The sequence below is a fragment of the Haloarcula sp. H-GB5 genome (genome assembly GCF_054850705.1).
This window is the reverse complement of record NZ_JBTWBG010000001.1, coordinates 85,285-110,890: the sequence shown is the minus strand read 5'-3', so window position 1 is coordinate 110,890 and position 25,606 is coordinate 85,285. Positions and strand designations below refer to the sequence as shown.

Annotated in this window: 32 protein-coding genes, 1 tRNA gene and 1 other RNA gene; 20 read left to right on the top strand and 14 right to left on the bottom strand. The window is 62.8% G+C overall.

The annotated features are described in order from the left end of the window. The first annotated feature begins 119 nt into the window (after positions 1-119). The gene (locus ACYJ11_RS00615) at positions 120-485 is read left to right on the top strand and encodes a hypothetical protein (protein WP_188979282.1); all 366 of its coding nucleotides are present in this window, start codon (positions 120-122) and stop codon (positions 483-485) included. Positions 486-550: 65 nt separating this feature from the next. On the opposite strand, the gene ACYJ11_RS00610 is transcribed toward ACYJ11_RS00615, so the two are convergent. After that, on the bottom strand, positions 551-877 hold the full coding sequence (locus tag ACYJ11_RS00610; protein WP_188979284.1) for a superantigen-like protein SSL4: 327 nt from the start codon (positions 875-877) through the stop codon (positions 551-553). A 191-nt stretch (positions 878-1,068) separates the two neighbouring features. Beyond that, the gene (locus tag ACYJ11_RS00605) at positions 1,069-1,605 is read right to left on the bottom strand and encodes a hypothetical protein (protein WP_461646364.1); all 537 of its coding nucleotides are present in this window, start codon (positions 1,603-1,605) and stop codon (positions 1,069-1,071) included. An 89-nt stretch (positions 1,606-1,694) separates the two neighbouring features. On the opposite strand from ACYJ11_RS00605, the gene ACYJ11_RS00600 reads away from it, so the two are divergent. Further along, on the top strand, positions 1,695-1,928 hold the full coding sequence (locus ACYJ11_RS00600) for a DUF2249 domain-containing protein (protein WP_005538388.1): 234 nt from the start codon (positions 1,695-1,697) through the stop codon (positions 1,926-1,928). Then, the gene (locus ACYJ11_RS00595) at positions 1,925-2,242 is read left to right on the top strand and encodes a cupin domain-containing protein (RefSeq protein WP_461646363.1); all 318 of its coding nucleotides are present in this window, start codon (positions 1,925-1,927) and stop codon (positions 2,240-2,242) included. Before ACYJ11_RS00600 ends, ACYJ11_RS00595 begins: the two co-directional genes overlap by 4 nt. 2 nt (positions 2,243-2,244) lie before the next feature. Here the strand turns inward: ACYJ11_RS00595 and ACYJ11_RS00590 are convergent, their stop codons facing one another. Then, entirely contained in the window at positions 2,245-2,517 is a 273-nt protein-coding gene (locus ACYJ11_RS00590; RefSeq protein ID WP_005538392.1) for a glutamyl-tRNAGlu reductase, read from the bottom strand. Continuing rightward, positions 2,514-2,798: a DUF2249 domain-containing protein gene (locus ACYJ11_RS00585; protein ID WP_240940339.1), complete on the bottom strand. Its 285-nt coding sequence runs from the start codon at positions 2,796-2,798 to the stop codon at positions 2,514-2,516. The genes ACYJ11_RS00590 and ACYJ11_RS00585 overlap by 4 nt, the downstream gene beginning before the upstream one ends. An 89-nt stretch (positions 2,799-2,887) precedes the next feature. On the opposite strand from ACYJ11_RS00585, the gene ACYJ11_RS00580 reads away from it, so the two are divergent. Further along, positions 2,888-4,201, top strand: a complete 1,314-nt coding sequence (locus tag ACYJ11_RS00580) for a hypothetical protein (protein WP_461646362.1) — start codon at positions 2,888-2,890, stop codon at positions 4,199-4,201. A 1-nt stretch (position 4,202) separates the two neighbouring features. Here ACYJ11_RS00580 and ACYJ11_RS00575 read toward each other — a convergent pair whose 3' ends face one another. The 3 genes from ACYJ11_RS00575 to ACYJ11_RS00565 all read right to left on the bottom strand — a co-directional run bounded on the left by ACYJ11_RS00575 (position 4,203) and on the right by ACYJ11_RS00565 (position 5,336). Then, entirely contained in the window at positions 4,203-4,499 is a 297-nt protein-coding gene (locus ACYJ11_RS00575) for a DUF7521 family protein (protein ID WP_170095781.1), read from the bottom strand. A 157-nt stretch (positions 4,500-4,656) separates the two neighbouring features. Continuing rightward, positions 4,657-4,956: a DUF7521 family protein gene (locus ACYJ11_RS00570; protein ID WP_005538399.1), complete on the bottom strand. Its 300-nt coding sequence runs from the start codon at positions 4,954-4,956 to the stop codon at positions 4,657-4,659. A gap of 2 nt (positions 4,957-4,958) precedes the next feature. After that, the gene (locus tag ACYJ11_RS00565) at positions 4,959-5,336 is read right to left on the bottom strand and encodes a helix-turn-helix domain-containing protein (RefSeq protein ID WP_004516178.1); all 378 of its coding nucleotides are present in this window, start codon (positions 5,334-5,336) and stop codon (positions 4,959-4,961) included. 211 nt (positions 5,337-5,547) lie between these two features. On the opposite strand from ACYJ11_RS00565, the gene ACYJ11_RS00560 reads away from it, so the two are divergent. The 6 genes from ACYJ11_RS00560 (at position 5,548) to ACYJ11_RS00535 (ending at position 11,871) form a co-directional block, all read left to right on the top strand. Beyond that, positions 5,548-6,699, top strand: coding sequence for a multicopper oxidase domain-containing protein (locus ACYJ11_RS00560; RefSeq protein ID WP_461646361.1), 1,152 nt, complete (start codon positions 5,548-5,550; stop codon positions 6,697-6,699). A 271-nt stretch (positions 6,700-6,970) separates the two neighbouring features. Then, complete coding sequence (locus tag ACYJ11_RS00555; protein ID WP_461646360.1) at positions 6,971-7,951, top strand: quinone oxidoreductase family protein; 981 nt, start codon at positions 6,971-6,973, stop codon at positions 7,949-7,951. A gap of 346 nt (positions 7,952-8,297) precedes the next feature. Further along, positions 8,298-8,612, top strand: coding sequence for an Htur_1727 family rSAM-partnered candidate RiPP (locus tag ACYJ11_RS00550; protein WP_461646359.1), 315 nt, complete (start codon positions 8,298-8,300; stop codon positions 8,610-8,612). Beyond that, a complete protein-coding gene (locus ACYJ11_RS00545; RefSeq protein ID WP_461646358.1) occupies positions 8,609-9,841 on the top strand; it encodes a TIGR04347 family pseudo-SAM/SPASM protein in 1,233 nt (410 codons plus the stop codon). The genes ACYJ11_RS00550 and ACYJ11_RS00545 overlap by 4 nt, the downstream gene beginning before the upstream one ends. A 249-nt stretch (positions 9,842-10,090) precedes the next feature. Next, positions 10,091-10,777, top strand: a complete 687-nt coding sequence (locus tag ACYJ11_RS00540; RefSeq protein ID WP_461646357.1) for a PHP domain-containing protein — start codon at positions 10,091-10,093, stop codon at positions 10,775-10,777. Further along, on the top strand, positions 10,777-11,871 hold the full coding sequence (locus tag ACYJ11_RS00535; protein ID WP_461646356.1) for an asparagine synthase C-terminal domain-containing protein: 1,095 nt from the start codon (positions 10,777-10,779) through the stop codon (positions 11,869-11,871). The genes ACYJ11_RS00540 and ACYJ11_RS00535 overlap by 1 nt, the downstream gene beginning before the upstream one ends. A 5-nt stretch (positions 11,872-11,876) precedes the next feature. Here the strand turns inward: ACYJ11_RS00535 and ACYJ11_RS00530 are convergent, their stop codons facing one another. Next, positions 11,877-12,353: an NUDIX hydrolase gene (locus tag ACYJ11_RS00530; RefSeq protein ID WP_461646355.1), complete on the bottom strand. Its 477-nt coding sequence runs from the start codon at positions 12,351-12,353 to the stop codon at positions 11,877-11,879. 43 nt (positions 12,354-12,396) lie between these two features. After that, positions 12,397-13,371 (bottom strand): transcription initiation factor IIB, encoded by a 975-nt coding sequence (locus tag ACYJ11_RS00525; RefSeq protein WP_188979319.1) that lies wholly within the window; start codon positions 13,369-13,371, stop codon positions 12,397-12,399. 225 nt (positions 13,372-13,596) lie between these two features. Between ACYJ11_RS00525 and gatC the strand changes: the two genes are divergently transcribed. From gatC to ACYJ11_RS00505, 4 genes are read left to right on the top strand one after another with little or no spacing between them, the layout of a single operon-like run. Next, on the top strand, positions 13,597-13,875 hold the full coding sequence (gatC, locus tag ACYJ11_RS00520) for an Asp-tRNA(Asn)/Glu-tRNA(Gln) amidotransferase subunit GatC (RefSeq protein ID WP_005538420.1): 279 nt from the start codon (positions 13,597-13,599) through the stop codon (positions 13,873-13,875). Next, positions 13,876-15,153 carry an Asp-tRNA(Asn)/Glu-tRNA(Gln) amidotransferase subunit GatA gene (gatA, locus tag ACYJ11_RS00515; protein ID WP_461646354.1) on the top strand — a complete coding sequence of 426 codons (1,278 nt, stop codon included), beginning with the start codon at positions 13,876-13,878 and terminating at the stop codon, positions 15,151-15,153. A gap of 46 nt (positions 15,154-15,199) precedes the next feature. Beyond that, entirely contained in the window at positions 15,200-16,345 is a 1,146-nt protein-coding gene (locus tag ACYJ11_RS00510; RefSeq protein WP_461646353.1) for a M48 family metallopeptidase, read from the top strand. 41 nt (positions 16,346-16,386) lie between these two features. Next, positions 16,387-16,572 (top strand): hypothetical protein, encoded by a 186-nt coding sequence (locus ACYJ11_RS00505; protein ID WP_004516202.1) that lies wholly within the window; start codon positions 16,387-16,389, stop codon positions 16,570-16,572. A 32-nt stretch (positions 16,573-16,604) separates the two neighbouring features. Here ACYJ11_RS00505 and ACYJ11_RS00500 read toward each other — a convergent pair whose 3' ends face one another. Next, positions 16,605-17,708, bottom strand: a complete 1,104-nt coding sequence (locus ACYJ11_RS00500) for a glycosyltransferase (RefSeq protein ID WP_461646352.1) — start codon at positions 17,706-17,708, stop codon at positions 16,605-16,607. Here ACYJ11_RS00500 and ACYJ11_RS00495 point away from each other — a divergent pair. After that, on the top strand, positions 17,694-19,151 hold the full coding sequence (locus tag ACYJ11_RS00495) for an MFS transporter (protein ID WP_461646351.1): 1,458 nt from the start codon (positions 17,694-17,696) through the stop codon (positions 19,149-19,151). The two genes, ACYJ11_RS00500 and ACYJ11_RS00495, sit on opposite strands and share 15 nt — an antisense overlap. A gap of 23 nt (positions 19,152-19,174) precedes the next feature. Here the strand turns inward: ACYJ11_RS00495 and ACYJ11_RS00490 are convergent, their stop codons facing one another. Continuing rightward, positions 19,175-20,224, bottom strand: coding sequence for a glycosyltransferase family 4 protein (locus ACYJ11_RS00490; RefSeq protein WP_461646350.1), 1,050 nt, complete (start codon positions 20,222-20,224; stop codon positions 19,175-19,177). Positions 20,225-20,431: 207 nt separating this feature from the next. Here ACYJ11_RS00490 and ACYJ11_RS00485 point away from each other — a divergent pair, with 207 nt between their 5' ends. From ACYJ11_RS00485 to ACYJ11_RS00475, 3 genes are read left to right on the top strand one after another with little or no spacing between them, the layout of a single operon-like run. Continuing rightward, positions 20,432-20,719, top strand: a complete 288-nt coding sequence (locus ACYJ11_RS00485; RefSeq protein WP_005538431.1) for a ribonuclease P protein component 4 — start codon at positions 20,432-20,434, stop codon at positions 20,717-20,719. A gap of 52 nt (positions 20,720-20,771) precedes the next feature. After that, positions 20,772-21,020 carry a YhbY family RNA-binding protein gene (locus ACYJ11_RS00480; RefSeq protein ID WP_004591849.1) on the top strand — a complete coding sequence of 83 codons (249 nt, stop codon included), beginning with the start codon at positions 20,772-20,774 and terminating at the stop codon, positions 21,018-21,020. Further along, positions 21,020-21,898: a mechanosensitive ion channel family protein gene (locus tag ACYJ11_RS00475; RefSeq protein ID WP_461647356.1), complete on the top strand. Its 879-nt coding sequence runs from the start codon at positions 21,020-21,022 to the stop codon at positions 21,896-21,898. The genes ACYJ11_RS00480 and ACYJ11_RS00475 overlap by 1 nt, the downstream gene beginning before the upstream one ends. 311 nt (positions 21,899-22,209) lie before the next feature. On the opposite strand, the gene ACYJ11_RS00470 is transcribed toward ACYJ11_RS00475, so the two are convergent. Together ACYJ11_RS00470 and ACYJ11_RS00465 are read right to left on the bottom strand one after the other, a co-directional pair. After that, positions 22,210-22,284: transfer RNA gene (locus ACYJ11_RS00470), tRNA-Arg, on the bottom strand. Positions 22,285-22,358: 74 nt separating this feature from the next. Continuing rightward, positions 22,359-22,634 (bottom strand): DUF5798 family protein, encoded by a 276-nt coding sequence (locus ACYJ11_RS00465; RefSeq protein WP_005538442.1) that lies wholly within the window; start codon positions 22,632-22,634, stop codon positions 22,359-22,361. A gap of 79 nt (positions 22,635-22,713) precedes the next feature. Here ACYJ11_RS00465 and ACYJ11_RS00460 point away from each other — a divergent pair, with 79 nt between their 5' ends. Together ACYJ11_RS00460 and ffs are read left to right on the top strand one after the other, a co-directional pair. Continuing rightward, positions 22,714-23,127: a DUF7548 family protein gene (locus ACYJ11_RS00460; protein WP_188979335.1), complete on the top strand. Its 414-nt coding sequence runs from the start codon at positions 22,714-22,716 to the stop codon at positions 23,125-23,127. A 79-nt stretch (positions 23,128-23,206) separates the two neighbouring features. Next, an RNA gene (gene ffs, locus ACYJ11_RS00455) (signal recognition particle sRNA) lies at positions 23,207-23,519 on the top strand. A 408-nt stretch (positions 23,520-23,927) separates the two neighbouring features. Here ffs and ACYJ11_RS00450 read toward each other — a convergent pair. Continuing rightward, positions 23,928-25,598 carry an acyl-CoA synthetase gene (locus ACYJ11_RS00450; protein ID WP_461646349.1) on the bottom strand — a complete coding sequence of 557 codons (1,671 nt, stop codon included), beginning with the start codon at positions 25,596-25,598 and terminating at the stop codon, positions 23,928-23,930. Between the last annotated feature and the right edge of the window lie 8 nt (positions 25,599-25,606).

Sequence of the window (25,606 nt, the reverse complement as noted above, 5' to 3'; positions counted from 1 at the left end):
TGGGGCTGTGCCACGGATTCTGACTCAATACTCGGCGGGGCTACGTGACACCTCTCCTTTTCAAATCAGATAACTGGCCCTCGCAGTATATATGACCGCTGGCCATACCCCAACGCAGTATGGGTGCTGCCGATGGTGACTGGCTAACGCTGGAAGGGAGCTCCTTCTCCAGTCGGTCCTTCTCCAGCGTGTGGGCGGTGGCGCTGGCCACCTACGGCGTCGGCGACGTGGTTACTACCATCGCCATCGTCTATTTTGTCCCGACGTTCACCGAGGCGAATCCTGCGATCCGGTGGGCGATCCAGTCGTTTGGCGGCGGCGGCTTCCTCGGGCTCAAACTCCTCGTTATCTACTGCTGTCTCGGTCTGAGCATCTGGGGCGGCGTGCTGGAAGAGGACCCGCTGCTCTACTACGGCCCGCCGGCGCTCCTGACAGTGCTGGGGCTCGTCGTGACAGGATTCAATCTCGCGCTTCTGTTTTCCTGAAACGCTCCCACGGCAACGACCCTTCGCAGCGGAGACAAAAATGACAAGTCTCGGTCGTTGACGGACTATTCGGCCGTCGTGTTGGTGCTGTTCCCGTCTGACTGGTTGGGAGCCGGTGTCGGGGTTTCGGACAGGAGCGCACTCGGCGGCGGCGAGGCACTGCCACCGCTTTCGGTCGACGCGGAATCAGTTCTATCCGGTGTTTCTGTTGGCGTCTCCGTCGGGCGTGGCGTCAGTTCGGTGGCGGGCTGGTCGGGTGCCGAGTCGCTGTTGTCGGTGAGACCGAGGGTCCCAACGCCAGCCCCGATGACGGCGAGTAGAACGAGAAGAACAAGTCCCAGAAACCGCTTGTTGTAGGTCCCGTCCGAATCCCGAAAGATACCGCTATCCATCTCAGCTCCGCCTCCGGCCAGCCGCGACGCCACGCTGGAAGTAAGCCAATACCATCGTTTTTGATATGTTGTTGCTTCTGTCGTGGAGGGAGCCGCCCCTGTCCCACCAAGCCACCGATATCCCACTTAGTCGGTTCGGCTTACAGTATGTCGCCCAGCAGACGGTATAATGGTTTCTATGTTTTCAGCCGTCAGAACGGTACGCTCCCGTCGGACGATTCGTCTTTATCGTCCATCCGGAGTTCACCGGTTTTCCGGTACCGCGTTTCGAGTTGCTGGAGTTTGTCGTTGATACTCGTACTCTGGTGGTGGCCCGGGCTCACGCGGACACGAACGAGGTCGTACTCATGGCGGTCCGACAGCCCGTTCCAGGCGCGGAACGCGCCAACAGTTAGGGTATCGCTCTGGGGGCAGAACTCGGTCGTCGGCGTGAACTCGGTTCGGAGCACACTGCTGTCGTCCGTTTCACGGCCGTAGCGAAAGCCTGCGTCCGGGTGCCGGTGGTCGAGGTTTAGCCGTGCAAGGTTGTATCCGAAAGTCATGTCGTACACGCCACGCTCGTCAAATAGGTCCATCGTGAGTCGGTGGAACGCGGCGTGGTCGGTGCCGGTCAGTACTGCTGTCTCAGACAGGAACGGGCCGGGGTCCGGGTTGTGTTCGGGAACGAACGTCCCGTAGCTATCGAACCCGACGTCTGAGCCGCCACGGAGGCCGGAGAGAAGGCTCATACTGGAACGAACGGGCGGCATCCATCAGGACCTACTCCCGAACAAGTTCGGGAGAACCCCCTCGAAGATACCCGACGAACGTGCAGGTGATGCCAGCAACCACACTTGACCTGCGCGAGACGCCGCCGCCGGAGCGACATTCGAAGATACACGACTCCTTCGAGGCGCTGTCCTCAGGGGAAACGCTTCGGATTATCAACGATCACGAGCCAAAGCCGCTGTTCTACGAGATGCAAGCCGAGGTTGAGGCGTTCGACGCGGCGAATTACCAGTGCGAACAGGATGGGCCACAGAAGTTCGTCGCCGACCTTCCGAAACAATGAGCGAATCCACCGTCACAGAAACGGAGCAAACAACGCTCGACGGCGACGGAGACGGTCGGACGAAGTTGTTCGACGGGGAGCCAAAGACCATCCGGTTGACGCTCGATGCGGGTGAGTCGATTCCGGCTCACAAGCATCCCGGCCGGGACATCGTGTTCCTCCTCCGTTCGGGCGCTGTGGACCTGACGCTCGGCGACGAGACGGTGTCGCTCTCTCCCGGCGACGTCGTCCGGTTCGACGGTGATCAGGACATCTCCCCCGCCGCAACGGCGGACAGCGAGGCACTTCTCGTTCTGGCGGCGTCGTCAGAGTAAACTCACTCGAACAGGGAGATCGCCGTTTCGATCCGCTCGTCGTCCGCACTCTTCGCCGCGTCCTGTAGACTTGCTCGGGGGACAGCGAGCAATCGGTCGACGAGCCGTTCACTCAGTTCTTCAACTGCCAGCCGCTGATCAGCCGTCAGTTCACCGTCCTGCTGTAGCTGTGACAGCGTCCGTTCGAGTTGCTCCCGTTGAACCTTCGCACCACGGCTGTCGATACGAGCAATCGCTTCTTCGACATCGACAGGCGGCTCCGTGTTCTGATTCATCTGTGCCAGATGACCGTCACTGTCGCGTCCTCAGTCTCAACACTTTCGAAGTCGTAGCCTCTGTCTTCGAGTTTCGGGTAGAGGTGCTGTGGTGCACGGTCGTTGAACTGGACGAGGACGGTGTCGTCGTCCAAGTCCGCGAGCAACTCCAGCGTCTGCTTGAGCGGCTTTGGCGGCCCCAGCGACTGCACGTCGAGGCGTTCCGTCGGCGCATCATCGGGCGCACCAGTTTCCGAAACCAGGGCCGCGGTTTGCGCTGTTGGCTGGTGGTTCGACGTCATGTGTTCCTGTTCGGTTGTGAGCGGGCCGACCCTTTCCCCGAACATATTCGGCCACATTGCCAGCAGGGACAGGGTTGTACTAGACAACAATGAGCGGAATACCCGCCGACGTGGATGCAGACGCCGCACCGCCGATGACGGTTCCGCTGCGTCATTTCGTCGTCGCGCTGGCGTTTCTGGTCGCCGGTGTCACTGTCGGGATCGTCGAGGGGCGGGCCGGCCACCTCGCGCAGGTCCACCTCCTGCTTGCAGGGTGGGTCTGTGTCACTATTATGGGTGCGTTGACACAGTTCGTCCCGGTCTGGTGTGGGATCGAACTCCATTCGCGCCGCCTCGCCGCTGCGCAGTTACCACTCGCCGCGGTCGGATTCGCGGGTCTGGCCGCTGGCTTCCTGTCGGCGACACCTGCCCTGTTGCCGGTTGCCGGAGCGTTCGCGCTGCTCGGTGTCTGGACTCTTTGTTACAACATCGGTCGGACGCTACTCGCTGCGGAGCCCGACGTCACGGCGATTCATTTCGGCTGGGCACTGGTGTTTTTCGCCCTCGTGACGGCCGCTGGAATAGTGCTGGCTCTGGACCATGCTGTCGGCGTCCTTCCGCTGCTGGGAATCGGCCGACAGGGACTCTTGCTTGCCCATGGAACACTCGCCGTGTTCGGCGCGGTGCTGACGACTGTCGCGGGCGCGCTGGCCCAGCTCGCCCCGATGTTTACACAGGCCGACACCGGCAGAATCGACACGGCGGTTCAGCGGGCTGAAACGGCTGTCTATCCGTTCGGCGTTCTTGGGCTGGCCGGCGGTCGCCTGGTCGGCTCTCCCGTTCTGGCCCGGCTCGGCGCAGTTATCGTCGCTGCTGGTCTCGGCGTGGTCGGGGTACTTCTGGCACGACAGCTTATCGGAGCGCGAGTCGAGTGGTCACCGATGCTGACCCGCTACAGCGTCGCGGCGCTGTCGCTGTTTCTCTGGGCAGGGTTGACGGTAGTCGCATGGTGGAACGACCCGCTGGCGTACGCTGGGCTGCTCGGTCAGCCGTCGACGGTGCTGCTCGTCGGCGGCATCGGCTTCATCGTCCTCGGGACGCTGTATCACGTCGTCCCGTTCATCGTCTGGGTCCACCGGTACAGCGACCGCCTCGGCTTCGAGGACGTGCCGATGGTCGATGACCTGTACGACCACCGAATCGCAGCAATAGATGGCGTTGCACTAACTATCGCGTACGGCCTCCTCGTGAGTAATCAGTGGCTCGAGACACCGGACGGCACGGCGTTGGTCGCCGGAGGGCTCGCATTTCTCGGGACCGGCCTGTTCGCGGGCAACCTCGTTGCCGTCCTCGTCGAACACAGCCCGCAATCGCTGCCAACACTGCTGACCGGTCGTGAACACACGCCCGCCGAGGACCCGTAACTCAGTTCGTCGTGGTCGGCTGGTCAGTGTACAGCGAGTATGTCAGAATAAAGAACCCAACAGCGGTGAACAGTTCCTCGACAGTGACGCTCTGTGCTACCGGCATGCCGACGATCTGGTGGAGGCTGCCGCCGAGTATTGCGCCCAGTGTGACGAACCCGATACCGAGACAGAGCGCTCGCATCGCCGGTGCCTGCGTGCGGCGGTATGCGCGGTAGGTCAACGTCGTCAGTATCACACCGCAAAACAGCGTGACTGTCTTCATCCCGATTAACAACACGGCGTTCGCTCCAAGCATGGCTCTGATTGACACGTCCAGATAAATATACCGTCCGTGGCGTTTCCAGTCGATGAGAATCCTCGTGTCACGAGGCGATACGGACCAGTTGCCCGCTCCGACTGAAATCGAGAAGCAAGAGACGAAGAGATCGCCGCGCGGGTACGTCGCGTGGTCACTACCGAACGTACAGCGAGTACAGGATGATACCCAGACCGATGGCCGTCAGCGAACTCGACGTGAAGACGCCCACCGGAAGCAGGTCTTGACCGAGATACCTGCCGACCGCGATGTCGAGGACACCGCCGGCAAACGCACCGAGGGTCACCACCCCGAACCCGTACGTGAGCCACTTGTGCTGAGGGCTTTTCGTCCGGCTGTACGCCTGATACGAGTAGTACGTTATCAGTCCGCCGAGAATGAGGATCAGTGTCTTCGAGACGACGATGCCGACCTGTGAACTTGGAATGTGTACCATGGTTATGTCTCCTTTCGCACCTCAGACCAGAGGTTTTCGAGCCGTTGGTCCGGCGTCCGAGCACGATGTGAGATGTCGACGGTAAGCGACAGTTCCTCGTCGAGACTGATGACGACTTCCTCGAAGTCGATCGCATATCGGCTCGCGTGTTGGCCGTCTGACCGGACCTCGACGCCCTCGTACAGCAACGAGGACTCCGTCAGCAGTTCGAGTTTCCGGTAGGTCGTCGATAGCGGTACGCCGCTCCGGTCGGATATCTCGCTCGCCGTCAACGGTTCCTCCAGTACGCTGACAATAGCACGACAATCCTCGTCGTCGAGTGCGTCGAGGACCGCCTGTAACTCCGGCGTCTCCTCGTCAGCGAAGGGGTCCCGGACCATCCTTGCTCGACACTGCCCGTCCAAGACGTTTAATGTAACCGACTTGGGAGCGCTTACCGCCCGACACAGCCGACGTTTGCGCCACACAGCACGCAATATATGGGGCACTTATCTGTAACCGTTCGTTCGTTCCCAGCAACTGAGAACGCTTCTGTTGGCCTGAGAACTCGCTTTGGGGGTTTATACTGTGGGCCATTACGCTCAATTGCTTATGGAAGACCAGATCGGCGCACCCGGATCGGGCATCTCCCGTCGTGACTTCGTGAAAGCCTCCGGCCTCGGTGGCACGGTCGCGCTTGCGGGCTGTACCGCTCCAGGTGAGGTTCCAACCGAAGAGTCAGTCGACACCAGCACAACCCCAGCGGAATCCGACAGCGATCTTCCGACTACGTCGCCGCCTGAGATCGTCAACGTCGACGAGCAGGGTGGCGAAGTGACGCTCTCCTCTGTCCCAGCCAAACACGAGGCCCATCCCGGCGAGTCGATGGGCGGCCCCGTTGAACTCCCGAAGGTGTGGGCGTTCAAAGCCGACGACGGCGAACCGAGCGTCCCGGGGCCGATCCTGCGGACGACCGAGGGCGAGGACATGGAAGTCACATTCGACAATACGGACGGTATGCGCCCGCACACGGTCCACTTCCACGCCGTCCAGAAGCAGTGGGAAGACGACGGTGTCCCGACGACAACGGGCATCCGTATCGATCCCGGCGAGAAACACACCTACACTATCCCCGCGAACGTGACAGGCACGCATCTCTACCACTGCCACTACCAGACCCACCGCCACATCGACATGGGGATGTACGGCATCTTCCGCGTCGATCCCAAGGGGTACGAACCGGCCGACAAGGAGTACTTCATGACGCTGAAGGAGTGGGATTCCCGGCTCAACCGCCAGATGGCTGGCATGGATGCTAGCTACGATCCGCGGAACCGCCGCCCCGATACCTTCACTGTCAACGGTAAGTCGGCACCCCGGACGCTGCACCCGGAGGACGGCTCGCCGATCATCGTCGAGCAGGGCGATACGGTGCGCATCCACATGTGTAACAACGGGTACATGGACCACCCGATGCACATCCACAACCACCGCTTCCAGGTGACCCACAAGGACGGCGGGAAGATTCCGGAAGCCGCCCGCCACGATCAGGACATCACCAGCATCCCGCCCGCCGGACGGCACACGATCGAGTTCGAAGCCGACGCCGACCCCGGCATCTACCTCGCGCACTGTCACAAGGTCAGCCACGCGATGAACGGGACCGCGTACCCCGGTGGGATGATCACCGGTGTCGTCTACAAAGAGGCGATGGACACTGACATCTTCAAACAGTTGATGGATTACGCCGGCTACGACGCGTAAGGCCGCATTTCGGTAGGCTGCACGAGTTGACTGGTCTTTTTCGCAGTACATCTCGACCGAATTGTCCCTTCTCGCCGTCCGCAGAACACATGTTCCATCGGACAATAAATGAGATAGGGCTATACAGAACCAGTTGTCTTGGAAGTTGAGACTACAGCGGGTTTCGTAGATCTTTGATTCGCAGCGTCGGGCGGATTAGACTCGTCAAATCGCGCCGATCTATGTTGGCAAGGTCGAAACTGCAATCATCAAAGCCGCATTCAAACGGTTTATGAGAGTTATCGAGGTTCGTGAGTACGGACCCCCAACCGTCCTTCAAGTGGCAAACCACGAACAACCAGCTCCATCACACAACGAACTCCGGATCGAAGTCGAAGCCGCGGGGGTCAACTTCGCTGACGTGATGCACCGTCGTGGCACGTATCCCAGCGGCCCTGCTCCCCCATATGTACCTGGGTTTGAGGTTGCTGGAATCGTTGATGCCACCGGATCTGCTGTTGACGCATTCGACAGTGGCGAGAGAGTCGTTAGCTATGTTGCAAGCGGAACAGGCGGCTATGCCGAGTACGCACTCGCCAAACCTGTTCATACATTCCACGTTCCAGATTCGGTTTCGCTTCATGAGGCAGTGGCAGTTCCTATCCAATTCCTTACTGCACATAATTGCCTGTTTGAGTGGGGAGGTCTCGACGAGAATGACCAAGTCCTCATCCATGCAGCAGCTGGTGGTGTCGGTACCGCAGCCGTACAGCTTGCTCGGGAAGCCGGTGCAGACGTGTTCGGTACAGCAAGCACTGACGTGAAGCTCGACCGTATTGATGCTCTCGGCTGTGACCATTGCATCAACTACGAAGAAACACCGTTTGTCGAAGCGATTGATACCTTGACCGACGGAGAGGGCGTTGATCTCGTACTTGATGGCGTTGGCGGGGAAGTCCACCACAACAGTCTACGGGCACTCGCCCCGTTTGGGCGGTTGGTCGCCTTCGGTGTGGCGAGTGGTGAGGGAACGCAATTAAATTCCAGTGGGCTACTCACAAAGAATCTTCAAGTCTATGGCTATCACTACGGCGGTGCGCTCGCAGAAGCCCCCGACCGTGTCCTCGACCCTGCTGATGGTATTTTGCAACAACTCGCCAACGGAACGCTTGAAGCTGTGCTCGATAACACCATCCCACTCGAAAAAGCCGCAATGGCCCACCAGCGACTGGAAAATCGGACCAATGTCGGGAAAATAGTGCTTACTCTTTGAGCGGAAATATGCACACCTCCTGAACAGTAGTTCCAGATTGACATCTTTTGAGTCCTCCCGACCTGCCCACACCATATGCATTGAGATAACCAGTCTCAACGTCTGAATTGCCTGTTTATGCATACCTGTCTGGAACACTGACGGCCACACGTTCCGTCATACACGAACTCCGCATGAAATTGGCGTGATGACACCATTCCGGGTATCGGGCTGTGCTATCTGGCCCTCACAGTTCTCCAATGACGAGGCACGTCTTGCAACCGCGTGGGAACGCCGGCAACTGAGTAGTTCCCAGTTGCTGAGAACACGCTAGTCCCGTTTTTCTTGGGGAGTCTAACAGGGGGATATGGAAGAGTTCGACCACGAGGTAGACGCCCCGCGCGGCGCAACGAGTCGCGAGTGGGAGGTGTTCGTCCGTGAGGATACGGCGGATCCACTCACCCACGTCGGCAGTGTCAGTGCGCCGTCCGCTGACATCGCCAGAGAGCAGGCAGCGTCGCTGTTCGCGCGCACGGCTGTCACACTGTGGTTGTGTCCCGCCGACGAGACGCACCGCTACCAGACGGATGCTGCGACACTCGGAACGGGGAAAACGGGGGACGACGCCACTATGAGCGTCGACGAGATGGAGTCTGAGACGCTCCGGGGTGGGAACCGATGATCTCGGTCTCGAAACTGCTCTGTGACCTCGACGCTGAAGGGGACGGCCTCCGGTACGACGCGGCAGACGAGTCGACCAAACGCCAGATCCGGGATGAGAAGCAACGGCGGCCGGTCGTCGTCTGGAACGTCACCAAGCAGTGCAACCTCTACTGTGACCACTGTTACGCCGCCGCCGACACCGAAATCGCCGATGGAGAGCTCTCGACGGCCGAGGGGAAGGCACTGCTCGAAGACTTAGCTGACTACGGCGCGCCGGTGGTGCTGTTCTCCGGCGGCGAGCCGCTCGTCCGCAACGACCTCGAAGAACTGGTCGCCTATGCGAACGAGGTCGGCGTCCGACCGGTGCTTTCGACCAACGGGACGCTCATCACCGAGGAACGCGCCCAGTCGCTCAAGGATGCCGGACTGAAATACGCCGGCGTCTCCGTCGACGGCCTGCCGGAGCGAAATGACGACTTCCGCGGGGTCGACGGCGCGTTCGAGGGCGCGGTTCAGGGAATCGAGAACTGCCTCGATGCGGGACTGAAGACCGGCCTCCGGTACACGATCACCGAGCGCAACGCCGCCGACCTGGAGGGTGTCGTCGACTTGCTGACCGACGCGGGCGTGGATCGCTTCTGTTTCTACCACTTGGACTACGGCGGCCGCGGGACCGAGATTGTCGACGCCGACCTCACACCTGAGGACCGCCGGCAGGCGGTGAAACGAGTCTGTGACATGACTCGCGAGTACCACGACCGCGGAGAGGAGATCGAGACGCTACTGGTCGGGAATTACGCCGACGCGGCCTACCTCGTCGAGTACGCCCGCGAGCACATGAGCGACGCACAGGCCCAGCGAGTGTACGAGTACCTGCGGGTCAACGGCGGGGACCCGACCGGCGAACGCGTCGCCGATGTGGACTACCAGGGCAACGTCCACCTCACGCAGTTCTGGCAGGGGTACTCGCTGGGGAACGTCCGCGACCGCTCGTTCGGTGCCATCTGGGAGGACGAGTCGAACCCGCTGCTTTCGGCGCTACGCAACCGCGAAGAGCATCTCACGGGCAAATGCGCTGACTGCCGCTACGCAGAGGTCTGTCGCGGGGCCTCTCGGCTCCGGGCACTTACTGTCGAAGACGACCTGTTCGCCCCGGACCCGCAGTGCTATCTGGAGGACGCCGAGGTCCACGGGCCGCCGCTCGACACCGGCGAGAACTCGATAGCAGGCGGGAGCTCGGCTGACTGAACCGCCAGCGTCCAACCCCATTTTAATCCCCATCAAGCTGAGGGGGACGACTCATTCCTGCGTGCCGGTAATTGCTATATGCGACCGTCGATTGACGGTCGTATCGTCGGGAAACGCACGCTCAGTCTCGTGGGACAGATGGGCGTTCCTTCGGGCATTCGGCCGCCATGGACACGGCGGCCGGTTTGTTCTCTGTGAGCACTGGGGCGGACCGGGGCGTTTTTGCCCTGCCCCCCGTTATCGACACCTGTGCAGTCGGTTGAGCTACACGCGCATTCGTCGCTGTCGTACGACGGCCGGGACCCGGTCGAGCTCCTCTTAGAGCAAGCCAGCGCGGTCGGACTTGACGCGCTGGCCGTGACTGACCACGACGAAATCGATGCCAGCCTCCGGGCAGCCGAACTCGCCCCGGAGTACGGTCTCGTCGGGATTCCCGGGATGGAGGTCACGTGTGCCGCCGGACACGTCCTCGCCCTGGGGATTCAGGAGGCGATTCCGCCACACCTTCCGTTCGACGAGACGCTCGACCGCATCCGCGACCAGGGCGGGCTCGCGGTCGTTCCCCATCCGTTCCAAGAGTCCCGCCACGGCGTGTTAGAACACATCTCGAAAGACGAACTCGCCACCGCCGACGCCATCGAAGTGTACAACTCGCGGCTGCTGACCGGACGGTCGAACCGGCAGGCCGAGCGGTTCGCGCGACGGCGGGGGCTGCCGATGACTGCCGGCAGCGACGCCCACATCGCGGAGATGGTCGGGCAAGCGATCACCAACGTCGGCACGGACGAGCGGACAGTCGAAGCGATTCTCGACGCCATCCGTGAGGGCAAGACGACCGTCGAGGGCAAGCGGACGCCGTGGCGCATCAGCTTCCGGCAGGCCGCTGGCGGGGCGAAGCGACGGGTCAAGAACGGCATCGTGGAGCTCCTACAGTGATGCAGGGAGCCGATGCGGACACCGTCGCCGACGCCCTCGCAAGCGGCGACGCGCTCTCTGGTACTAGTGGGTACGCGGGCGAACTGGACGGGACGCTCGTCCGGGACGTTCTCGGGCGATACCCGCTGTTCGTGGAGCGTGCGGTCTCTGACGAGGCGCGACTCGACCCCGGGCAGTGGAGCCACGACCCGACGGCGCTGGTCGACCCGCGGTCGTTCCCTGCCGGATATGTTCGCGACGAGGCGGGGCGCAGACGCCGCTTTGCGCTCCCGTCGCCGAATCCGTTCGATACCCGTGAAACGGCAATCGAGCGGGTCCGCACTGCTGTCGAAACGAGCATCGACGCCGTCGACACTGCTTCCCTCGCAATTGCGTTCTCCGGCGGCGTGGACTCGGCGCTGCTGGCGGCCAGACTTGACGCGCCGCTGTACGTTGCCGGGTTCCCGGACAGCCACGATGTCGAGGCGGCGCGGTCGGCCGCCGACCTGCTGGGAACCGAGGTCCGCGTGGTCGAACTCACCCACGACGCCATCGAGCGGGCCGTCCCTGAGATCGCTCGCGCCACCGCACGCACGAACGCGATGGACGTACAGATAGCGCTCCCGCTGTACCTCGTCGCCGAGCGGGTCGCCGCAGACGGTTTCGACCGACTTGCGCTCGGCCAGGGAGCCGACGAGCTGTTCGGCGGCTACGCGAAAGTCGCCAAGGCTCCCGAGGACCCGCGTGTCGAGGCCGACACCGTCCGTGGGGCACAGCAGGAGGTCATCGCCTCCCTCCCCGACCAGCTGGAGCGGGACGTGCTCGCCTTGCGGGCCGCCGGTGTCGAGCCGGTAACGCCGCTGTTACACGACCGCGTTATCGGTGCCGCGCTCCGGTTAGATGGCGACTTGCTCGTCGACGGCGAGACGCGGAAAGTCGCGCTCCGGGCGGCAGCCCGGGAGTCGCTCCCGGACGAGATCGCGGATCGGGACAAGAAGGCCGCCCAATACGGCTCGCTGGCCGCCCGAGAACTCGACCGGCTGGCGCGACAGGCCGGCTACAAGCGGCGGATGGACGACCACGTCACGCAGTACGTCGAATCACTCGTGGAGTGAGCCGGCTACGCCTCGCGGACGGATTCGATTGCTCGCTGGCCGACCTCGACGACATCTGCCGGGAGTTCGTCGCTCCGGTCCTGTAAGTCATCAGCGGAGAACCATTCCCAGTCGTCGGCCGGCTGCTCGCCCGGTCCCGGTGTGATGTCGCGGCTCTCTGCCCGGCCGTAAAAAATGAAGTCGATGTGCTGGTGACCGACATCGCCCTCTGCGTTGACGTTGATGTCTTCGAGCAGGAAATGCTGTGGTTGGGGTATCGACTGGACCGTCTCGCTCTCGATGTTCTGCTGTGGAGCGATCAGGTCCACGTCGAGGCCAAGTTCCTCGCGCGTCTCGCGGAGCGCGGCCTCGTGAGGCAGTTCGTCGCGGTCGATGTGGCCGCCGGCGGGCAGCCACATATCCAGTTTATCGTGTTCGTGCAACGCGATGCGACCGTCGCTGACGACGTAGACAGTTGCGACAAAATGGCGAGTCGTCTCCATACCAACCGAACGGCACAGCCGGCCGTTTAGGTTACGATACCAGTTACGGGTGGATGTTGTCTTCGGCTTCCAGCAGTTCGTGGTAGCGGTTACGGATGGTGACCTCGGAGATGTTGGCGACCTCGCTGACCTCGCTCTGGGTCACCTTCTCGTTGGTGAGCAGCGAGGCGGCGTAGACGGCGGCCGCAGCGAGGCCGACCGGCGACTTTCCGGAGTGAACGCCTTCCTCCTTCGCGTTCTGGAGGAGCTGGCGGGCGCGCCGTTCGACCTCCTCGGAGAGGTCAAGGTCCGACGCGAACCGCGGGACGTAGCTCTCGGGGTCGGCCGGCTGGATTTCCAGACTGAGTTCGCGGACAACGTAGCGATAGGTGCGGGCGATCTCGTCTTTCTCGACGCGGGAGACGCCCGCGATCTCGTCGAGCGACCGGGGTGTGCCGGCCTGCCGTGCGGCGGCGTACAGCGACGCCGTCGAGACACCCTCGATGGAACGGCCGGGCAGGAGGTCTTCGTCAAGTGCGCGACGATAAATGACGCTAGCCGTCTCGCGAACGTTCTCTGGCAGTCCGAGCGCGGAGGCCATCCGGTCGATCTCGCCCAGCGCCTGCTTGAGGTTGCGCTCCTTGGAGTCGCGGGTGCGGAACCGCTCGTTCCAGGTGCGCAGGCGCTGCATCTTCTCTCGCTGGCGCGAGGACAGGGAGTTGCCGTAGGCGTCCTTGTCCTGCCAGCCGATGTTGGTCGAGAGGCCCTTGTCGTGCATCATGTTCGTCGTCGGCGCTCCGACGCGTGATTTCTCGTCTTTCTCCTTCGAATCGAACGCGCGCCACTCGGGACCGGGGTCGATCTCGTCCTCCTCGACCACCAGCCCACAGTCTTCACACACCGTTTCACCGCGCTCGCTGTCGGAGAGTAACGCCCCGCTGCACTCCGGACAGACGAGCGTTTCCGACTCCTCTTCGTCCGTCTGCTCTGTCTCCGTTTCGCGCTCGTTCGAGTATCGGCGGATGCTGGTATCGGTCATTTGTTGGGGGGTGGGACAACCGGGTATCGTACCCGAAAAACGTGTTGTAACCAATTGTTGTATCTACGGCGACTTAAAACTTTTGTCTGTTTCAGAAGTCCAATTTTCGAAACGGAAAACAAGAGTTGGCAAATCTTGTGTATTCCCTTCACTAATTGTTAATAGGTCTATAAGTATGCCCGGTGTTTCGAAACGCTTACCGCGCATCCAGCACTCCGGCCCGACATGAGCGACCCCGCCGTCGATCCCGAGGAGGTCCGGCATGTCGCCGACCTCGCCCGTGTCGACCTCGCAGACGACGAGATCGAGCGGTTCACTGAGCAATTTGTCGACATCCTCGATGCGTTCGAAGCGCTCGACGACGTCCCAGAGACAGAACGGGAGGCCGATCTCTCGAACGTGATGCGCCCCGACGAGACACGTGAAAGCCTCTCGCAAGAGGAGGCACTCCAGAACGCCAGCGACACCGAAGAAGGGCAGTTCAAAGGGCCGAAGGTGTCGTAGATGACGGAGTACAACGGCTACGTCACCGACGAGACCATCGAGGGTGCGGACGACGGCCCGCTGGCGGACAAGACTGTCGCGGTCAAGGACAACATCTCCACCGAAGGCGTCAGGACGACCTGTGGCTCGGCGATGCTTGAAGACTACGTGCCGCCGTACGACGCGACAGTCGTCGAACGGCTGAAAGACGCTGGCGCGACCATCCCCGGCAAGACGAACATGGACGAGTTCGGGATGGGGACGACCACCGAAACGTCGGCGTTCGGGGCCGTCGAGAACCCCGTTGCCGAAGGTCGCGTGCCGGGCGGCTCCTCCGGCGGGTCGGCTGCTGTCGTCGCCGCTGGCGACGCCGACCTCGCACTCGGAAGCGACACTGGCGGCTCTATCCGCTGTCCGGCCGCTTTCTGTGGCGTCGTCGGCATCAAACCGACCTACGGGCTGGTCTCCCGGTACGGCCTCGTCGCCTACGCCAACAGCCTCGAACAGATCGGTCCAATTGCGCCATCCGTCGAAGGCGCTGCGGAGCTGCTAGATGTCATCGCCGGGCCGGACGAACACGACGCGACGACGCAGGAAGCGCCCGAGGCCGACGGCTCCTACGCAGCGGCCGCCGACGGGGACGTCGACGGACTCTCTATCGGCGTTCCGACGGAACTGCTCGACGGGGCTGACGAGGCGGTCGTCGAGACGTTCTGGGATGCCATGGACGATCTCGAAGCTCAAGGCGCGAGCTATCACGAGGTCGACCTCCCTTCAGTCGAGCACGCCGTCGAGGCGTACTACGTCATCGCGATGTCCGAGGCGTCCTCGAACCTCGCGCGGTTCGACGGCGTCCGTTATGGGCAATCGGGCGGCTACGACGGCAACTGGAACGAGTCCTTCGCGAACGCCCGCGAGGAGGGCTTCGGCGAGGAAGTCAAGCGCCGAGTGCTCCTCGGGACGTACGCCCTCTCGGCGGGCTACCACGACAAGTACTACAAGAAGGCACAGGACGCCCGCGCCTGGGTCAAGCAGGACTTCGACGAGGCGCTTGACGACGCTGACGTACTCGCCTCCCCGACGATGCCAGTGCCGCCGATGAAACGCGGCGAGAGCCTCGACGACCCGCTCACGATGTATCTGGCCGACGCCAACACGACGCCGGTGAACCTCGCGAACCTCCCGGCGATCTCCGTCCCCGCCGGCGAAACCGACGACGGCCTGCCCGTCGGGCTCCAGTTGGTCGGACCGGCGTTCGGCGAGCGGGAAATTATCCGGGCCGGCAGCGCGCTGGCCTGAGGGCAGGCCCCGTACGCTTTTTGTTCGTTCCACCGAATAATCGGTCATGGCGGCCCTCCAATCCACGACGTGGCCCCTCCGCGCGCGTCTCGTCGCGCTCGTAGTGGTGCTCGTTGCCTTCGACGCCGTCGCTGTCGCCGTCGCGTACGTGCTCGGCCACGTCGCGTTCGGCCTCCTGCCGCTTGTCGGGTACGACACCGGGACGCTGTTCTGGACGATGGGATTCGATATCGTCGCACTGTGGCCGGTCCTTCTCGTCGGGACACCACTCGTCCTCGCCGTCCAGTCCATCTACGGCTACCGGATGACGCTCCGAGATGCTGGGACGAGCGCAACCGAATCCCCGGTGTCCGACCCCGGGTCCGTCGATGAGATGCGGGCGCAAATACGGCGCAGCGAAACCGCCGACCGCCTCCGAGAGCGGGTGGCTCGGCTGGCACAGACGGCGGACATGGCGACACCGGACGTGACAGTTATCGATGCGGAGTCGCCGAACAGCTATGTCGCTAGTCGGCCCGGCGAGCAGACGCTGTTCGTGACTACGGCGCTCGTGGACCGACTCGACGACCGGGAACTCGACGCTGTCATCGCCCACGAACTGGCTCATCTCAAGAACGGCGACGCGTTCGTCATGACTGCGGCCGCATTTCTTCCGACCGTCAGCGCGCTGTTTACTCGCACGCTCGGGAAGACAGTGCAGTACTCGGGGCTTTGTCACTGGTTCCTCGGCGGTGACGACCGGGACGGGACGTGGTTCGCTGGCGGGAACATTCAAATCGTGATGCTGCTCTTTGCTGTCATTGCGATGCCGGTCACGGCCGCGCTGTATCTCGCCAGCACGGCCTGTTACCGGCTGCTGTCCAGAATCCGGGAGTACGCCGCCGACGCCGGCGGCGTCGCCATCTGTGGTTCCCCGGCAGCACTCGCCAGTGCACTGGAGACGCTGACAGACGACCAGCGCCCGGACAGGGACATCCGAACCGCCGAGACCGGCGTCCGAGAACTCTGTGTGGTTCCACACGCCATTTCGCCCGACGAGCAAACCCCGCCGGAAGGGCGGGCCGAACGGCTCGCTCGCCGCTGGCAGAGCGTCACCGAGCGGCTGCTGCCCGGGTCCCATCCAGATGTCGACGACCGCATCGCTGCGCTGGCGGAGCGACAGTCTGCCCTCGACCAGTACGAGCAGCCGTGACGAATGGGTACAGTTTACTCGCCCGCGGCCCGAGAGAGCGTATGAGCGACGATGCCGAAGGACGACTCAGCTGGCTCCACTGGCCGACGGTGCTAAAGGGGCTGGCGCTGGGAATCGGGGCCGGCCTGATACTGGCCGTGTCACTGGGGGATTTCTATCTCGGGATACTTCTTGGAACACTCAACGGGCTCGCGTTCGGTATCGGCTGGTCGCACTCGCGGGCCTGAGTCGTGCGAATCAGAGGCCGCGCGGATGACGGCTACAGCACGTTGTCGTACACGTCGGCCAGCTTGTCGATGGCGTGGTCGACGCTGATACCCTCCCGCCGGGCAAGACAGCGCTCCCGAAGCTGCGCCTGTTCGTCGAGGACACGCTCGATAGCCCGGCGGAAGCCGTCAATGTCGCCTTCGTCGTAGGAGTAGCCGGTTTCGCCGTCCTCGATGGTGTCGCTGAGTGCGCCGGCGTCGACACCGGCGACGGGCGTTCCACAGCAGTTGGCCTCCAGCGCGACGAGACCCTGCGTTTCGACGGGGCTGGGGAACGCAAACACGTCAAGCGTCGAGTACAGTTCGGGGAGTTCTACACGGTCCAGAAAGCCGAGGAACCGCACGTCGACGTCGCTGTGTTCGGCTGTCGCTTCGAGCGATTCACGGGCCGGACCGTCACCGGCGAACACGACAGTCACGTCCAGCCCCTCGCAGGCGGTGATGATGTCTTCGAGGCACTTCTCGTAGCCATGGCGGCCGGTGTAGCCGACGATAGGGCCGTCAGGGAGGTCGTGGCGGTCCCGGAAGTCGGTCGTGTCGACCGGTTCGAACACGGTCGTATCGACGCCGTTCGGGACGACTGTCACTGGTGTATCGAGGCCGATAGACTCCCGGAGATGGGTCGCTGCGCGCTCGCTTGGCGCGATAACGGTGTCGGCACGGCCTAGGAACCAGCGTTCGTAGCTCTCGGCGCTGGAGCGGACCGCTGACTCGACAGCGCCGTTGAAGGAGACGTACTCGGCGTACTCGCTCGTGGGCGTGTGATACGACGCGACGAACGGGATATCGAGCTTTCCTGCGAGTCGCTGGCCCGCCATCCCGAGGCTAAACGGCGTGTGGGCGTGGACCAGTTCGGCATCGCGGACGCCCTTCGGTATCTGTGGCATCCCGAGTCGAAACCCCTCGTAGAACGGAAAGGGAAGGCTCCGGACCGGATACTCGTTCTCGGACGGGGAATGGTCGCTGTTCGGATAGACCACACCCATGCGACCGCCGCGGTCGCGCCAGCGGTCCCGCCACGTCTGGACCGTATAGGTCACCCCATTGACGGTCGGCAAGTACGTGTCGGTGAACGTCGCGACGTGCGGCAGTGTCATCGCCGCGGCGTAGCAGGACCAGGGCTTAAACCGTTGCCATTGGCAAGCCATCAATCAGAAAGTTGTCATACCCTAACAGGTGCCAGAGTTCTTTTCAGGGACCGTTGTGGATTGTGGACAATGGATCGGGACGGCTGGCTGTACGCTTGGGCACTCGCATCGGTCGCGCTGGGTGCGGGCTCACTGCTCGTGCCGCTGTATTTCGTCGCTATCGGCGGCGAGACGTTCATGCTGGGCGTTCTCGCCGGTGTGGCCGCCGCCGCGGGTGCGCCGGGGGCACTGGTTTTCGGCCGCGTCGCCGACAAACGGGGGAAGCGTCGGTCGCTCGTCCTGCTCGCACTGGGATTGGCGACTCTCGCGCTGGTGGTGGTCTCGCTCACGGCGGAGCCGTGGCTGGTCATCGTCGGCAACGGTCTCCTGTGGTTCGCGGCGGGCGCTGCCGCCCCGGTGCTGACGCTGCTTGTCACCGCCGGAACCGTCGAGCGGGACTGGCCGGCGCGGTTCGCCATCCTGAACCGCTACCAGGGCTGGGGCTGGGCTGGTGGGTTAGTCCTTGGCCTCGTGTGGACGGCATTGCTCTCTAGACCACTTGGAGAGATTGCCGCCCAACAGTCGCTACTGTGGGTATGTGCGGCCGCCGTCGGCCTGTCGGCGTTTCTCGCGGCGAAGTGGCTGCCGTCCGATCCCGAAGAACTTGACCGTCCACGAGGCAGTCGGATGGTGCGGGCTATCGCCCGGTCGCGTCGGCTGCCGGTCCGGAGCGCGACGTTCCCGGGCGGTCCGGGCCGGCTGTACTGGCTCACGCGGTCGATACATCCCCGAGAAGTCGCGGCCCGGTTCTCCCCGTCGCTGACGATCTACTTCGGCGCTGTCATCGCTTTCTTCGTCGGCTTCGGCGTGTTCTGGGGGCCGTTGCCGCTGTATCTCTCGCGGACGCTTGGCTACGAGTCGGGGATCGTCTTCGCGCTGTATCTCGTCTCCAGCGTCGGCTCGGCGCTGTGGTACGGCCGCGCTGGTGAACTTGCCGAACGCTACAGCCCGAGCGGGCTTCAGGTCGGAAGCCTGCTGGCCCGTGCAGCGCTCCATCCAGCTGTTGCCGCTGTGGGCCTGCTCCTCCCGGCCACACTCGTCGGCACAGCCGTCAACGGTGTCGTGTTCGCCCTCATCGGCGTCGCCTGGGCCGTCATCGCCGTCACCGCGGCCAGCGTCGTCACCCAACTCGCGCCGTCAGCGATTCGCGGCGAGGCGCTCGGGTTGTACACCGCTATCTCCGGGCTGGCGAGCGGCGTCGGGTCGATACTCGGCGGCTGGCTCGGGGGCTACGACTTCCTGCTCGCGTTCGGTGTCGCCGGTGCTCTGGTGCTGGTCGGCGCGGCACTGGTCGCGGTCGTCTGGCGTCGCTCGCCGTCAGCGTCTGTCGACAGCGAACCGGTCTCGGCATAGCAACTGTTCGCTTCAAACGCCGCTCAGGCCAGTTCTTCGTACGTCTCGACCAGCCGACGGCCGACCCGGTCTAAGCTGTGTTCTCTGGCCGTCTCCTTGGCGTTCTCACCAAGCCGCTCCCGCAGCTCGGGGTTCTCGGCGAGTCGCTCCAGCGCCTCGCGGAACTCCGCCTCGTCCGCGCAAATGAGGCAGTCGTGACCGTCTTCGTAGTACTCTCGGAACACTGGAATGTCCGAGAGGACGACCGCCTTCCCGCAGGCCATCGCCTCCAGTACGGCGATGCCCTGATTCTCGGCCTTCGTCGGGAACAGGTACACGTCGCCGGCCCCGAACGCACCGCGGATATCCTCGATCCAGCCGGTAAAGGTCACGTTCTCTGGCGGGTCGTTCACCCACCGGGAGACAGTCTTGGAGGCCTGCGGCCCGGCGTCGTAGGGGCCGAACCACGCGAAGTCGTGTTCCGTCTCCTGTGCGAGTTCACAGAACGTCGTCAGCCCCTTGCGCTCGAAGACGTTGCCGACGGCGAAGACGACCATCCCGTCCAGATCGTAGCGCCGCCGGTAGTCCTCGCGCAGGTCCTCGTGGCCCGCCAGCGCGTCGATGTCGACGCCGTTTGTCATCGGCCGTATCGGCGCATCGACGGGGTAGGATTCGAGGATATCCTTCGTGTACTCGGAGGGACAGAGCACGAGGTCAGCCTGTGAGTAGAACCACCGGAGGTAGCGCCCCAGCGCCGGCGCGATCAGGTTCGATCCGCGGAAACTGTCCCGGAAGTCCTCGCGGGTGACGTGGGCGTGGAGAACGAGCGGGATGTCTGCCTGCGCCGCGTACCGGGCCACGGCGACGGAGCCGGGTCCGATCATGTTGCAGTGAGCGATGTCGAACTCTCGGAACATCGGATCGTTGAACGCGATATTGCCACCCAGCGCCCACGCCGGATGGCCCTCCTGCCAGGGCGTCGTCTCCACCTCGATGTCGGTCTCGGACAGTGCCGCCCGCTGGTGGTCCACGGCGGTGCCGATGCCCGACCGATCGAGGCGGTCGGCTAGTTCGAGATAATTCAGGACGCGCACGTCCTGGGCAACTCCGGCGGGGACGAAAATCCTATCGACTTCACCCAAAAAACGGACCTGATACGCAGAGTGGTCCACGACCCTTTTCCGCTGGTCAAACAACTACAGGGTGGGACTTTCTGGCTGTTCACAAAGTTTCCAAACTATGACCTCACATCTGCTAGCTCGTTCGGAAGGCATTTTCCCGACGCCGACACAGTACCGCCAATGACGGACGAGGCGACCATCGCCCGTGAGCGGATCGAGCGCCTCCAGTCGCTCGCTCGCGAGGCCGTTCAGGCCGGCAACGAGGAACGCGCTCGGTCGTACGTCCGTCGCGCTCGGCGCGTCGCTGAACGCCACCGCCTGCGGTTGCCACGGTCGTTCGAGCGGTCGACGTGTGATGCCTGCGACACGTACCTCCTGCACGGCCACAATGCCCGGTCCCGAACGCAGTCCGGCCACGTCGTCATCACGTGCGACTGTGGGTCACAGTCCCGCTACCCGTACGACTGAGGATTCTTTACGACTACTGGTTTTAAGGGGCTGTCCTCGCTAAACGGTGTACATGAGTGATTCTTCTCGACAGTCGCGGATACACGACCTCGACGCGACGCTTCGCGTCGGCAAACACGGCATCGAATCCGTCGCAGACGAACTCGACGACCAGCTGGAGAACACGGACCTCGTGAAGGTGAAGTTCCTCCGGTCGTCACGGGGCGGCACGACGGCCGAGGAACTCGCCGACGACCTGGCTGAGATGGTCAATGCTGACGTGATTCAGGTCCGGGGCCACACCGCGGTGTTCGAGAAATGATGCAGGTCCAGCCCCTCGCGGACCTGCTCGCCGGGCTCGGCGTCCCAGCCGCCGGCTCCATCGCCTCAGCGGTGGTTTTCGTCGTCGTCTTCGTCCTCGTCTACATCCTGGGGAAGGCGATTGTCCTGCCCATCGTCGACCGCTCGCTCAAGTCGCGCGACCTCGATACCCACGCTCGGCGACCGCTGAAGAAGGTCGTCAGCATCGGTATCGTGTTCGTCGCCATCTCCGTCGCCTTCGGGATGGCCGAGTACGGGAACTTCCTGCAGTCGCTGGCGACCATCGCCGCGGCGGCGACGCTGGCCATCGGCTTCGCGATGCAGGACGTCATCTCGAACTTTGTCGCCGGCGTGTTCATCTACACCGACAAACCGTTCCGGATCGGCGACTGGATCGAGTGGGACGGCAACTCCGGCGTCGTTGAGGACATTAGCCTCCGTGTTACCCGCGTCCGGACCTTCGACAACGAACTGCTGACCGTGCCGAATTCGAATCTAACTGATGGCGTCATCAAGAACCCTGTCGCCAAGGAGCAACTCCGCTTGAAGTTCGTGTTCGGCATCGACTACGACGACGACATCGACGAAGCGACTGAAATCATTCTCGACGAGGCTAGGGCACACCCAGAGATAATGGACGACCCCGAGCCATCTGTTCGCCTCGTTGAACTCGGTGACTCCTCTGTCGGACTGCAGTCCCGTATCTGGATCAAGGACCCGAGTCGGTCCGACTTCGTCAAGACCCGCGCCGAATACGTCAAAGCAGTCAAACAGCGCTTCGATGCCGAGGACATCAACATGCCGTACCCGAACCGGACCATCGGCGGCGGTCTGGAGATGACCGGGCTCGACAGCGTTGTGGAACCGGCTGACGACTGAGCCACCGCTGACGCAATCTCGTCACGGGAGACCACGACACACCGACGTTTTACGAGCTGTGTGACGCTACGTGTGGTTGGAATCTCCGTGCTGGTTCTTTCCGTATTCGCTTCCCGAAAAGTAGGACAGACATCTCACAGTCATTCGCGTAGAACTGACTCCCTCAGATGGCCCTTTGCTGCTGACGAACCGCTCGCAGCAAGATGCTACGGTAGCTGAGAGATTTGAACCACAGTCGGAGCGAACTCCTCCCTGATACAAATCCCTCAGCCGACGCTTCTCGGTTCTCACTGTCGTTCGCACAAAAGTCACGGGCGCTGAGGGATTTGAACCCCCGACGGTTTGGTCCGAAGCCAAGCACTCTGTCCAAGCTGAGCTAAGCGCCCTACGTACAATGGTATGATGGTGTTATGGTTTAAACCAACCGGTTCCGCCGCGCCATGGGACCGCAGTCACGTGATTACTCCGAGACCGCTTCAGCTGTGTCAGAATCGGTGTCAGCGGCGACCTCGGCCACGACCGCCTCTGTGTCGACGCCTCGTTCTTCGGCGAGTGCCTCGATGAGCGCGCGCTGTTCGGCCAGTTCCTGCTCCATCCCGTCGACGCGGGTGTTTGTCTCGTCGACAGTGCTTCGCAAGTCCTCGAGCTGCGTCTTCAGCTCGTTGACCTTCTTGTAGAGGTCCTCGGCGATGTCGGCAACCTTCTGTATCTTTTTCGCGGTGGAACCCAGTCCCATGGCCACGGCTACGGCGAGCCGACATTTCCTCGTTTCGCTCGAACGTCGCTGTTAAGACGCCGCCGGACCGAGCGGCGATATGGACGATTTGCGGCTCGCTCCGGCTGTTGGCATCGTCGGCTGCGTTCTGTATCTCCTTGCACTCGTGGTCCCGTACGGGCTCGTCGAAACAGCGAGTGCCGTTGGGGCGTACTACAGTTCGGGGGCGCTATCCCCGCTACTGCCCGGGGTATTCGCGCTGGTCTGCATCATCGTGTTGGCGGCTGGCCGCGAAGGGCGGTCGGACCCAAGTATCGCGGCGGGCGCGAGTATCGGCATGGGCGTGTTCATCGTTGCCCTGAGCCTCCTCTGGGCAGTCACCGTTCCTGAGAGCCTCGTGCTGGGGCTGACTGAGTCGACGCTGATGGAGTACCACCGCTGGGGTGTCGTCCTCGCGGGCATACTCATTCCGGTTGGCGGGACATGGTTCGCACGGGCACTGGACCTGCTGTAGGCCGGTCTGTCTACCGGCGCGTCGTCCAGCGATCTGTGGGCGCATCCGAAAGGCCCTTATGGGGCGGCGGTGGACTTTTAGATGGACTAGGTCGGGGGGCTAGGCCCCCCTCCTCGCCCGCACTGTGGTCTTGAGCGGGGACCGAACACCGGGGGCGTCCGGTCTGACGGACGTGGACCCCGTAAGCTAACGTGGAAGCCTCGTCCCACGGGGACGGCGGTCCGCGTGGTCGCACCTGCAGGGGTGTGCCCACGTGGTTAAACGATGGCACTCCGCCAGGCACGGAAGTGAGCAGCGGACCATCGAACACCCGTCGCTCGTGGGGTCGCGGGGTGGAGGAGGCAAACGGGATTACCCGCGTCCGAACGCCGGGCCATCCTGGCTGTCCGTTCCATTCATACCTGCGTTTAATTTCCCTGAGTAGCTGTATTGCAGGCATTTTCGCGAAGTACTATCGACGCTATCTGTAAGTAGCGCGGTAACCGCTCACCAGAGGGAAACGGCTGAAAGTGTTCCCATCACCTGCTGGGCGATCACAAAAGACGGTAGTTTTGAATTGAAATGCCACAAATAAGAGGGTAAATGGGCTTCTGCATCCTCTAACCACTTCATAGGACCGTAATTTGGGCGTATCGTTAGAAATATGCGATATATAAATCTAAATATAGATTTATATGTGGATATTAATCTCATCTGCCAATAGCCCTGAACGGTGAGACTACTCTTTACTGGATATCATCAAAATCCGAGTACCCTACTGACTTCGGGTAAACGATAGTTATCGATGGCACCCTCGGAGATTACAGTGACCCGCCGGCGCTCCACTCCTGCAGTTCCTTCCGCCGGATTTTCCCGCTGGTCGTCTGTGGCAACGCATCGGCGAACTCGATCTCGCGGGGGTATTCGTACTCGGCGAGGTTCTCTCTGACGACGGACTGGATCTCCGAACGGAGCGTCTCGTGGGCCCGAGCGTCTTCAGCGGCTTCGACGTATGCCTTGATGATCTCGCCGCGCGTGTCATCGGGCACACCGATCACACCGGCCTGGACCACGTCGGGGTGTTCGAGAATCGCGCTTTCGACCTCCATCGGCCCGACCCGGTAGCCACTGGTGATGATGACGTCGTCCTTGCGCGATTTGAACCAGACGTAGCCGTCGTCGTCCTGTCGGGCCAAGTCGCCGGTGACGAACCAGCCCTCGACCTCCTTGGCTGCGGTTTTCTCTGGCAGATTCCAGTACTCGTCGAAGAACACCGAACGGTCGTGGGGTCGTAGCGCTATCTCACCGAGTTCGCCGGCCGAGAGCGGCTCAGCAACGCCGCTGTCAGCGGCGTCGGGGTCTAGTATCGTCAAATCGTACCCCGGTAACGGCTTGCCCATGCTGCCGGGCTGGGTGTCGAACCAGTTCGAGTTGTTGGCGACGACGAGGTTCAGTTCCGTCTGGCCGTAGAACTCGTTGATGGTGACTGAATCGAACGTCTCCGCAACCCAGTCGACGATTTCGGGCGTCAGCGATTCGCCGCCGACGGCAAACGTCTCGATGGCGAGGGCGTGCGCCGCTGTCGGGTCCTCGACGTCCATCAGCATTCGGAGGGCGGTGGCTGGCATGAACGACTGAGTGACATCGAACTCCGAGAGAAGGCCGAACGCGTCGTCGGCCTCGAACCCCGATGCGGGATAGCCGACGATGGTCCCGCCGTGGTGCCACGTCGCGAAGAGGGTCCCGCCGAGCGCCGCGCCCCAGGCCCAGTCCGCGGGCGTCCAGACCGTCGCGTCCGGTCCCAGCCCTTGATCGAAGAAGTTGTACGCGGCTGCGGCTCGCCCGAGCCAGAGCGCGTGTGAGTGCCGGACGCCTTTCGGCGGCCCCGTCGACCCGCTCGTGTACAGTATCGCCGTGTCGGTGTCCGGCGTGGACTCGTAGGGTTCGATATCGGCATTGTCCGGCTCGGCGAGCACGTCCTCAAAGGCGTGGACACCGCCCGCCGGCGCGTCGGTTTCGATTTCGACGACGTGTTCCAGCGCCGGGCAGTCGTCCCGGACTGCATCGATATCGTCGCGTACGGCCGGGTCGATAACGGCCACAGACACACCGGCGTCGTCCAGCCGATATCGGAGCGCGTCCGTCCCGAACAGGACCGTCAACGGCACCGAGACGGCCCCGAGCTTCCAGTTCGCCAGGTGCGTTATCGGGTTCTGTGGCTTCTGTGGCACGACAACGCCGACGCGGTCGCCGGCCTCGACACCGAGTCCGGCCAGCCCCGTGGCGAGTCTGTCCGATAGCTGGTCCAGTTCGCGGAACGTGTACTGCTCGCGCCGCCCGTCGGGGTACGCCTGTTCGAGCGCCACCCTGTCGAGATCGTCGTGTTTTTGCAGAAAATCGACTGCCGGATTGTACGACGTCGGTAAGTCCCAGGTGAACTGATCGTGGGCCTCGTCGTACCCCTCGAAGTCCGGCATCACTGTCCAGACCATGGCATATC